The organism is Pseudomonas sp. 05N431 (genome assembly GCF_056397005.1).
In genome coordinates this window covers 260,583-271,355 of sequence record NZ_JBFTMN010000007.1, presented here as the reverse complement: position 1 = coordinate 271,355, position 10,773 = coordinate 260,583, and the positions used below count along the sequence as shown (strand labels likewise).

Annotated in this window: 8 protein-coding genes; 7 read left to right on the top strand and 1 reads right to left on the bottom strand. The window is 59.8% G+C overall.

Annotated features, from left to right (window positions below):
• A partial coding sequence (locus tag AC1DIG_RS15335; protein WP_477767973.1) for a retention module-containing protein occupies nt 1-1,494 on the bottom strand: 1,494 nt, incomplete at its 3' end.
• Nucleotides 1,495-1,850: 356 nt separating this feature from the next.
• Here AC1DIG_RS15335 and AC1DIG_RS15330 point away from each other — a divergent pair.
• The 7 genes from AC1DIG_RS15330 (at nt 1,851) to AC1DIG_RS15300 (ending at nt 10,773) form a co-directional block, all read left to right on the top strand.
• Nucleotides 1,851-3,203: a TolC family outer membrane protein gene (locus AC1DIG_RS15330; RefSeq protein WP_477767972.1), complete on the top strand. Its 1,353-nt coding sequence runs from the start codon at nt 1,851-1,853 to the stop codon at nt 3,201-3,203.
• 37 nt (nt 3,204-3,240) lie between these two features.
• A complete protein-coding gene (locus AC1DIG_RS15325; RefSeq protein ID WP_477767971.1) occupies nt 3,241-5,397 on the top strand; it encodes a type I secretion system permease/ATPase in 2,157 nt (718 codons plus the stop codon).
• Nucleotides 5,387-6,754 carry an HlyD family type I secretion periplasmic adaptor subunit gene (locus AC1DIG_RS15320; protein WP_477767970.1) on the top strand — a complete coding sequence of 456 codons (1,368 nt, stop codon included), beginning with the start codon at nt 5,387-5,389 and terminating at the stop codon, nt 6,752-6,754. Before AC1DIG_RS15325 ends, AC1DIG_RS15320 begins: the two co-directional genes overlap by 11 nt.
• Nucleotides 6,755-7,072: 318 nt before the next feature.
• Nucleotides 7,073-7,969 (top strand): TauD/TfdA dioxygenase family protein, encoded by an 897-nt coding sequence (locus AC1DIG_RS15315; protein ID WP_477767969.1) that lies wholly within the window; start codon nt 7,073-7,075, stop codon nt 7,967-7,969.
• 26 nt (nt 7,970-7,995) lie between these two features.
• The gene (locus tag AC1DIG_RS15310; protein WP_477767968.1) at nt 7,996-9,021 is read left to right on the top strand and encodes an ABC transporter substrate-binding protein; all 1,026 of its coding nucleotides are present in this window, start codon (nt 7,996-7,998) and stop codon (nt 9,019-9,021) included.
• Nucleotides 9,022-9,026: 5 nt separating this feature from the next.
• Nucleotides 9,027-9,887: an ABC transporter ATP-binding protein gene (locus tag AC1DIG_RS15305; protein ID WP_477767967.1), complete on the top strand. Its 861-nt coding sequence runs from the start codon at nt 9,027-9,029 to the stop codon at nt 9,885-9,887.
• 19 nt (nt 9,888-9,906) lie between these two features.
• The gene (locus tag AC1DIG_RS15300) at nt 9,907-10,773 is read left to right on the top strand and encodes an ABC transporter permease (protein ID WP_477767966.1); all 867 of its coding nucleotides are present in this window, start codon (nt 9,907-9,909) and stop codon (nt 10,771-10,773) included.

The following is a 10,773-nucleotide window of genomic DNA, read 5'->3' as shown; positions in this document are numbered from 1 at the left end:
GCTCAGGGTGGCGGTGTAGGTAATCTGCCCACCTTCAACCACCGAACCCGTCGCGGTCAGGCTCAACCCAGTGTTATCGATCGAGTCGGTGATCGTCGTAACGGCCGGGGTGCTGCTTGGAGTCAGCTGCTCGAAGTTGCCACCGGTGGTGCTTTCGATGGTGGTGCTGACGGTGCTGCCGTTTTTGTAAACGTCATTGGCCGGGGTGTCGACCACCACCGAGCCGGAAGTCTTGCCAGCTTCGATGTTGATCACCGCGCCGTTGCTCAGCGTCACGCTCATGGCGGTGCCGGCTGGATTGGTCAGGGTCGCGGTGTAAGTGATCTGCCCACCTTCAACCGCCGAACCCGTCGCCGTCAGGCTCAGGCCGGTGTTATCGATCGAATCGGTAATCGTCGTAACGGCTGGCGTGGTGCTTGGTACCAGGTTTTCAAAGTTGCCACCGGTAGCCCCGGTGATGGTGGTGCTGACCGTACTGCCGTTTTTGTAAACATCGTTCGCTGGGGTGTCGACGTTCACCGTACCGGTGGTTTTGCCGGCTTCGATGGTGATGGTCGAGCCGTTGGACAGGGTCACGGTGACCGGCGTTTGTGCTGGGTTGGTCAAGGTGGCGGTGTAGGTAATCTGACCGCCTTCGGTGACGGTCGAGCCCGCCGTCAGGGTGACGGTGGTGGTATCAATCGTGTCAGTGACCTGTGTGACGGCGGGCGTCGGGTCAACGGTCAGCACCAGACCGGCACCCCCGGTGGTGCCGGTGACATTGACGGTGATCTGGTGCGGGTCGTTGTAGACGCTGTCATTCGGTGCCAACGGAACATTGACGCTGCCACTGACCTGGCCGGCCGGAATGACGATGACCGAGCCATTGGACAGGGTGATGCTCAGGTCTGTCAGCGGTGCCCGGGTGACGTTCGCGGTGTAAACCAGCACACCACCGGCTTCGGTGATGGTCGATGTAGCGCTCAAGCTCAGGGTCGAGCCAACCAGCACGTTGGTGCCGTTATTGGTGTTCTGGCCACCCGTAGTGACGTCGGTGGCAGAAGTACTTATGCCAATGCCTGCGGTCGGGAAACCAATGGTCGGGGCTACGCGGGCAGCTGTTTCGTCCAGAGCCACGAAACTGTGGCCTCCGCCAGCAGCACCGCCCGAGCCTGTTGCAGTAGGGCCCGCAGCGGCGGCTTCCATATCAGTGGTCGGGTCGGCGCCCGCGAGGATGGCTTGTTGCAGTTCTGCTACCGAAGGTGCGGCTTGCGCAGTGGCCTCAGCCAGGTCAGTACTGGAGTCCGGAGCGCTGCCGCTCCACTGGGTATCGCGGCCCAGGTCCAGCGTGCGGCCGTCGGCCAGTTCAAGCGTCACCGCGCCCGCCGGTCCGGTATCGAGCTGGTCGCCCGTGAACAGTCGGTCACCCTCAATCAGCACACGTCTGATGCCCTCCGGGGACACCGCGAAAACTTGACCAACAATGCTTTTGACGATGGCAACAACACTGCTCATTGAGGACTCTCCAGGTGTTCCGTTCAGTAGGCTTCCATAGACCTGAAGAGGCTGTCTGCCAATTCAGTCTGGACGTACTTTCAAAGTGGGGGCACATTAACTTGACGCTAGCTCGTCAATAATTTGGCTGATTTTTTTCGCTATTAACTTTATGCCAAACTATTGACCTTCTGGGTGCCATCCTAAACAATCGTCCCAGTAATGTCACATTGATATTTGTGTGGCGACCTGCCGGCAGTGTGTGACCCAGTTCTGGTTTTTAACTTTCCGACATACGGTCATTCCGGTTGCCATTTTTCCGTCGCAGCACTGCGATCTGCTGTGATTTGAGACAAGAAGTCCAGGGAAATTCTTATATGCGCTCACACCTGTTCAAGGCTCTACCCTTTGTCCTTGCCGCCAGTTTTGTACAAGCCCAAACCCTGCCCCAAGCCATGCAACAAGCACTGGATGTCCACCCGGAAGTCCAGGCTGGCGTGAACAGTCGTCTTTCTGCGGATTACCAGTTAAGAGCCGCGCAAGGCGGCTACTTGCCAAAGGTCGATCTGCTAGGGGGGTATGGTCGTGAAGGCACTGACAACCCGAGCACTCGTGCTGGCGCCGGCAACAATCATTGGGAGACCTTGAACCGCGGCGAGTCGAGCGTGCGCTTGCAGCAGATGGTGTTTGACGGTTTTGCGACATCCAGCGAAGTCGGGCGTCAACAAGCCACCGTCAACTCCCGCGCCTACTCGTTGCTGGGGACTTCCGAGCGCACCGCGCTGACCGTGGCCCAAGTTTACCTCGACGTGCTGACCCGTCGCGAGTTCGTGCACCTGGCCGAAGAGAACCTGAAGAGCCACGAACGGATCTTTGACCAGATCAAACTGCGCACCTCGCGTGGCGTGGGCAGCGGTGCTGACCTCGATCAGGCCGAAGCGCGTATGGCCCAGGCCCGCAACAACCTGATCACCGAGCAGACCAATCTTGCGGACGCCGAGACCAACTTCCTCAGCGCAGTGGGTCAGATGCCGGATCAACTGGAGCGTCCGGCACCCTTCCTTGCGCTGCTGCCGGCGAACCTGAATGAAGCCCGCCAGCAAATGCTTGAGAACAGCCCGGTGCTGCGTTCTGCAGAGTCTGATATTGCCGCGGCCGAGAAACAGTACGATGCTGCCAAGTCGACGTTCTACCCACGTTTCGATGCCGAACTGGGCCGCACCGCCGACAATAATCTGGATGGCATGGCCGGTCATAACAATGAATGGCAGGCCATGCTGCGCATGCGCTTCAACCTGTATTCCGGCGGCAGCAACAAAGCTGATCTGGAATCCAAGTCTTATCTGTCGAACCAGGCGCTGGATATCCGCAACAACGCCTTGCGCGTGTTGAACGAAGAGTTGGGACTGGCATGGAATGCGCTGAATAACGCGAACGCCCAAGTGCCGATCGCCCAGCAATATGTCGATCGCAGCAGTGCCGTACGCACCGCGTATCAGCAGCAGTTCAGCTTGGGTCAACGTACTTTGCTCGACTTGCTCGACAGCGAGAACGAACTGTTTACGGCTTCCCGTCGTCTGGCGGAAATCAAAAATATTCAGTTATTTACTCAATATCGAATCAAGGCGACCATGGGCGAATTGCTCAAAAGTCAGGGCGTGGTTGCACCCATGGCCTCCGTCGTGTCGAACGATGTGAAGCCCAAGGTCCAACTGCCCGGCATGAATTGAGCAGATCCTTCTAGTTAGTTAGCCAAGAGTGCCAAGCGTGGAATCAGAAGCCAGTCGAGTTCATCTCCGTCATGATCCACGCGCGTTGCACGACGATCCGTTACTGGACGGCCTGCTAGCCCTCTGCATGCTGCACCAGAAACCGGCGAGCGCGGCGATGCTGACCACCGGTCTGCCATTGCCCAAGCAGCGCCTGAGCGTCGAGTTGCTGCCGCGTGCTGCGGCCCGCGCCGGCCTGCAAGGGCGGGTGCTGCAACGCAAGCTGGCGCAAATTCCGGCGATTGCCATGCCGGCACTGTTGCTGCTCAAGGACGGTCGCAGTGCCGTGCTGCTGGGCTGGCTCGGCGATGACCAGGCGCGTCTGCTGCTCAGTGAAAGCGATGGCGGTGAAGTTCACGTCAACCGCGAACTGCTGGATGACGATTACACCGGGCAAGCATTTTTCGCCCAGCCTCAACATAAATTCGATGTGAACCACGGCACGCTGATCCCGCGTGCGCGTTCCTGGTTCCGCGACACCCTCAAGCGCTCGCGCTGGTTGTACGCCGACGCCATCGCCGCGAGTTTCCTGATCAACATCATCGCTATGGCCGCGCCGCTGTTCGTGATGAACGTCTACGACCGCGTGGTACCGAACCAGGCCGAAGCGACCCTGTGGGTGCTGGCTCTCGGCATCACCGGGGCTTACCTGTTCGACCTGATCCTAAAAAGCCTGCGCAGTCTGTGCCTGGACCTGGCCGGCAAAAAAACCGACCTGATTATCTCCGCGACGCTGTTCGAGCGGATCGTCGGCATGGCCATGAAGTACCGCCCGGCGCGGGTCGGCAGCTTTGCCCAGAACATCCACGAGTTTCAAAGCCTGCGTGACTTCCTCGCCTCGCTGACCCTGACCAGCCTGATCGACCTGCCGTTCACTTTGCTGATTTTCCTGGTGATCGCCCTGCTGGGCGGGCACCTGGTGTGGATTCCGGTGTTGGCGTTCCCGATTGCCCTGCTGATCGGCTACGCGTTGCAGAAGCCGCTGGTGGCGACCATGGAACGAACCATGGCGCTGGGGGCCGAGCGGCAGTCGAGCCTGATCGAAACCCTCGCCGGGCTTGATGCGGTAAAGGTCAACAACGCTGAAAGCGAGCGTCAGTATCAGTGGGAGCAGACCATTGGCACCCTCAGCCGCCTCGAGCTGCGGGTGAAAATGCTCTCCGGCCTTGCGATGAACATCACCCTGCTGATCCAGCAACTGGCCGGGGTGATCATGATCGTCTTCGGCGTTTACCAGATCATTGCCGGCAACCTCAGCATGGGCGGCCTGATCGCCTGCTACATGCTCAGTGGTCGGGCCCTCAGCCCGCTGGCGTCGTTGTCCGGCCTGCTGACCCGTTATCAGCAGGCGCGGGTCACCATGACCTCGGTCGACCAGATGATGGAGCTGCCGCAAGAGCGCAACTTCGAAGAGCGCCCGCTGAGCCGTAAAGTCCTGCAGGGTGGCATCGAGTGCCGTCAGTTGAACTTCACCTACCCGGGTCAGCAGAACCCGGCGCTGAAGAACATCAACCTGATCATCAAGCCGGGTGAAAAGATCGGCATCATCGGCCGTAGCGGCTCGGGCAAGAGCTCGCTGGCCAAACTGCTGGTCGGCCTGTATCAGCCGGACGATGGTGCGTTGCTGGTGGATGGTGTGGATATTCGTCAGATCGACGTCAGTGAATTGCGCCACAACATCGGTTATGTGCCGCAAGACATCCAGTTGCTCGCCGGTACGTTGCGCGACAACCTGGTGTCCGGTGCCCGCTACATGGAAGACGAACTGGTACTGCAATCCGCCGAACTGGCCGGCGTGCACGAATTCGCCCGTTTGCACCCGCAAGGCTACGAATTGCAAGTCGGCGAGCGCGGGCAAAATCTCTCGGGCGGTCAGCGTCAGAACGTGGCCCTGGCGCGCGCCCTGCTGCTCAATCCGCCGATCCTGCTGCTCGACGAACCGACCAGCGCCATGGATAACACCGGTGAAGAACGCTTGAAACAACGCCTGCAAGCCGTCGTAGAAAACAAGACCGTGGTGCTGGTGACGCACCGGGCATCGTTGTTGTCGCTGGTCGATCGGTTGCTGGTGATCGATCGCGGGCAAATATTGGCTGATGGTCCAAAAGCCTCGGTGATGGAAGCGTTGAAAAAGGGGCAGATCAGTGTTGCTTAAGTCCGGAATGCGCGACTCGATCCGCCGCTACTTCAAAGGCTCCGACTCGCTGCAAGGCCAGCCCTTGCCCGAGGTGAACAAGGCGTTGATCGAAGACGCCCCGCGGGTGGTTCGCTTGACCATCTGGGCCATCATCGGCTTCTTCCTGTTCCTGCTGTTGTGGGCCAACTTTGCGGTGATCGATGAGGTCACCAAAGGCGATGGCAAGGCGATTCCATCCTCCAAACTTCAGAAAATCCAGAACCTGGAGGGCGGTATCGTCGCTGAACTCTTCGTTCGCGAAGGGCAAATCGTCGAAGCCGGTGCGCCGTTGATTCGTCTGGACGACACACGCTTTCAGTCCAACGTCGGCGAAACCGAAGCCGACCGTTTGTCGATGTTGCTGCGTGTAGAACGCTTGAGCGCGGAAGTCGACGACCGCCCGCTGAGCTTTCCTGACGACGCAATGAAAGCTGTGCCCGGTCAGGCCGCCAGCGAAAAATCACTCTATGAGAGCCGTCGCCAGCAATTGCACGATGAAGTCGGCGGCCTGCAGGAGCAACTCATCCAGAAACAACAGGAGCTGCGCGAATTCACCTCCAAGCAGGCGCAGTACCGCAGCGGTCTGGCGTTGCAACGTCAGGAAATCAACATGTCGGAGCCGCTGGTGGCTCAAGGCGCGGTGTCGCCGGTGGAAGTGCTGCGACTCAAGCGCGCCGAAGTCGAAACCCGTGGCCAACTGGACGCTACTACCCTGGCAATCCCCCGTGCCGAATCGGCGATCAAGGAAGTGCAGCGCAAGATCGACGAAACCCGTGGCAAGTTCCGCAGTGAGGCGCTGACCCAGCTCAACGAGGCTCGCACGGACCTGAACAAGGCGAAGGCGACCGGCAAGGCCCTGGAAGACCGCGTCAGCCGGACGCTGGTGACCTCGCCGGTACGCGGCATCGTCAAGCAGTTGCTGGTCAACACCATCGGTGGCGTGATCCAGCCCGGCAGTGACATGGTCGAAATCGTGCCGCTGGACGACACCTTGTTGGTGGAAGCGAAGATCCGTCCGCAAGACATCGCGTTTTTGCACCCGGGCCAGGAAGCCATCGTCAAGTTCACGGCCTATGACTACACCATCTATGGCGGGCTGAAAGCCAAGCTCGAACAGATCGGCGCCGACACCATCACCGACGAAGACAAGAAAACCACCTACTACATGATCAAACTGCGCACTGACCGCAGCCACTTGGGCACCGATGAGAAGCCCTTGCTGATCATTCCGGGCATGGTCGCCTCGGTGGACATCATTACCGGCAAGAAGACCATCCTCAGCTACCTGCTCAAGCCGATCATCAAGGCGCGGGCAGAGGCGTTGCACGAGCGCTAGTTTTCGGGTGGAACAGATGGCCTCATCGCGAGCAAGCTCGCTCCCACAGGGGATCTGCTGCGCACACAACATATGTGCCTGGCACGATCCAGTGTGGGAGCGAGCTTGCTCGCGATGACGGCCTCAGAAGCACAGCATTTCAAAAGCCATATCGTTATTCACTAACGGTATTTAAATTCGTGTTCTTATATCTATAAAGTCAAACCCTGCGTACCCACCGACCAATCGGCGTGCCGCACGAAATGAACCCACACGGGACCTCCGTGAGTTTCTGATCGACGCGCACGCCATTGAGCGTGCTCTGCGTGGGAGTGATGTATGCCTGTACTGTCCGCTTCGCCCAGCGCCGCGACCCTCGCGCCGCAATCCTTCGAGATCCGCCCGTTCAGCGGTGCTGTTGGCGCCGAAATCATCGGCCTGAACCTGGCCTTGCCCATCAACGACCAGGACTTCGCACGGATCCACCGCGCGCACCTGGACCACCACGTCGTGGTGTTTCGCGACCAGCGCATCAGCCCCGAACAACAGATCGCCTTCAGCCGCCGTTTTGGCGTGTTGCAGATCCATGTGCTCAAGCAATTTCTGTTGGCCCATCACCCGGAAATCCTCATCGTTTCCAACATCATCGAGAACGGCCAGGCCATCGGCCTCGGTGACGCCGGCAAGTTCTGGCACTCCGACCTGTCCTATAAAGAACTGCCGAGCCTGGGCTCGATGCTCCATGCCCAGGAGCTGCCATCCGAAGGTGGCGACACGCTATTCGCCGACCAGCACAAAGCCTGGGACACCCTGCCCGAAGCGTTGCGTAAAGCGGTCGAAGGACGCTCTGCCGCGCACTCCTATACCGCGCGTTACAGCGAGAACAAATTCGAAGGCAACTGGCGCCCGACCCTGACCCCGGAGCAACTGGCTCAGGTCAATGAAGTGGTGCACCCAGTGGTTCGCACTCACCCGGAGAACGGCCGCAAGGCGCTGTTCGTCAGCGAAGGCTTCACCACCCGCATTGTCGGTCTGCCGGAAGACGAAAGCCGGCAACTGCTGGCCGAACTCTACGCCCACAGCGTGTTGCCGGAAAACATCTACCGCCATCAATGGCAGCCCCACGACCTGGTGTTCTGGGACAACCGCTCGCTGATTCACCTGGCCGCCGGTTGCCCGAGCCATCTGCGCCGCAAGCTCTACCGCACCACCATCCAGGGCGACGCGCCTTTCTGATCGGCTGCATTTCGGAGATACCTGCCATGTCCAAACGTATTTCATTCGCGCCGCTGGCTGCTGCCATCGGTCTGGGGTTCAGCCTGCTCGCCGGGAGTCTGCTCGCACCGACTGTGGCGCACGCCGAAGGCGAAATCCGCATCGCCGAACAGTTCGGCATCGTTTACCTGCTGCTCAATGTGGTCCGCGACCAGAACCTGATCGAGAAGCACGGCAAAGAAGAGGGCATCGACATCAAGGTCGACTGGACCCAGCTCTCCGGTGGTGCGGCAGTCAACGACGCGTTGCTCTCGGGCTCCATCGATATTGCGGGTGCTGGTGTTGGCCCGTTACTGACCATCTGGGACCGCACTCACGGCAAGCAGAACGTCAAGGCCGTGGCCTCGCTCGGCAACTTCCCGTACTACCTGGTGAGCAACAATCCGAAGGTCAAAACCATCGCCGATTTCACCGAGCAGGACCGTATTGCGGTGCCGGCGGTCGGGGTTTCCGTGCAGTCACGGTTCCTCCAGTACGCCGCCGCCAAGCAGTGGGGCGACAAGGAATTCAATCGCCTCGACAAGTACACCATCGCCGTCCCGCACCCGGATGCCACGGCGGCGTTGATCGCCGGTGGCACTGAATTGACCGGGCACTTCTCCAACCCGCCGTTCCAGGATCAGGCGCTGGAAAACCCCAACGTCCATGTCGTGCTCAACACCTATGACCTACTGGGCCCGAACTCGCCGACCGTGCTGTTCGCCACCGAGAAATTCCGCAACGAGAACCCGAAAACCTACAAAGCCTTCATTGAAGCCCTGACCGAAGCCGCCGCGTTCGCTCAGAACGACAAGGGCGCGGCGGCGGACACTTACCTGCGGGTGACCAAAGCGAAAATCGACCGCGCCGCGTTGCTGAAAATCATCGACAACCCGCAGTTCGAGTTCAGCGTCACGCCGAAAAACACGTATCCATTGGCCGAATTCCTCTACCGCGTCGGCGCGATCAAAAACAAACCGGACTCGTGGAAGGACTACTTCTTCCAGGACGCCAAACCGCTGCAAGGGAGCTGATTGCCATGAACGCTCTCTTGCAAGGCCACGCGGCCAGCAATCCGATCGCCAGCACACAGGCGTTGCTGGCGGTCGATCACGTCAGCCTCGAATACCGCACGCCGCAACGAGTGGTGCGGGCAACGCATCAGGTCAGCTTCGAGGTCGACCCCGCCGATCGTTTTGTGCTGCTTGGCCCGTCCGGCTGTGGAAAATCGACCTTGCTCAAGGCCGTCGCGGGGTTCATTGCACCCTGTGAAGGGCAGATCCGCCTGCAAGGGCAGGCCGTCAGTGCGCCGGGGCCTGACCGGATTGTGGTGTTTCAGGAGTTCGATCAACTGCCACCGTGGAAAACCGTCAAACAGAACGTGATGTTCCCGCTGCTGGCTTCGAAAACCCTCAAGCGTCGCGAGGCTGAAGAACGGGCGTTGCACTACCTCGACAAGGTCGGGCTGGCGGCATTTGCCGATGCCTATCCACACACCTTGTCCGGTGGCATGAAGGCGCGGGTGGCGATTGCCCGGGCCTTGGCCATGCAGCCGAAAATTTTGCTGATGGATGAGCCATTCGCCGCGCTCGACGCGCTGACCCGACGCAAGATGCAGGAGGAATTATTGCTGCTCTGGGAGGAGGTGCGTTTCACCCTGTTGTTCGTCACCCACTCCATCGAAGAGGCGCTGGTGGTGGGGAACCGGATCCTGTTGCTGTCACCTCATCCTGGTCGGGTGCGGGCGGAAATCCACAGCCATCAATACGATTTGCAGAGCCTTGGCGGCGTGGCGTTTCAACAGTCGGCACGACGTATTCATCGGCTGTTGTTCGATGAAGGCCAGTCTGCCGAGAGCGATCTCGAACTGGATTTTAACGATATCCGCATCGCTTATTGAGCGGCTGGAGGAGTGCCCGATGAGCCATTCATCGACTGTACGTCAAGAATACGAAGTTGAGTTGCAACCCCTGTCGAGCGTTGCGCTGGAGCGCGAATTGCCCCTTGGCCAGCGTCTCTGGCAGCAGGGCTGGTTGCGTAAGAGCCTGATCCTGATTCTGCTGGCGGTATTGTGGGAAGCCGTCGCCCGCTATCAGAACAATGACCTGTTGCTGCCGAGCTTCCTGCAAACCAGCAGTGCGCTGTATGACGGACTGCTCAGCGGAGAGTTGTTGGGCAAGGTCGGGATTTCGCTGGTGGTGCTGCTCAAGGGGTATCTGATCGGTATCGTCCTGGCGTTTGCCTTGACCACGCTGGCCGTGTCGACCCAGTTCGGCCGCGACTTGCTGAGCACCCTGACCTCGATGTTCAACCCATTGCCGGCGATTGCCTTGTTGCCGTTGGCACTGCTGTGGTTCGGGTTGGGGCAGAACAGTCTGATTTTCGTGCTGGTGCATTCGGTGCTCTGGGCCTTGGCCCTGAACACTTATGCGGGGTTTCTCGGGGTCTCGGAAACCCTGCGTATGGCCGGCCGCAACTACGGCCTGAAGGGCATCCGGTTTGTGCTGTTCATCCTGATTCCCGCCGCGTTGCCGTCGATCCTCGCCGGGCTGAAAATCGGCTGGGCCTTCGCCTGGCGCACGCTGATCGCCGCCGAGCTGGTGTTCGGCGCCACCAGCGGCAAGGGCGGCCTGGGCTGGTACATCTTCCAGAACCGCAACGAGCTGTACACCGACAAGGTGTTCGCCGGGCTGGCGGTGGTGATCCTTATCGGTTTGCTGGTGGAGAACCTGGTGTTCGACACTCTGGAGCGAGTGACGGTGAAGCGCTGGGGGATGCAGCGTTAG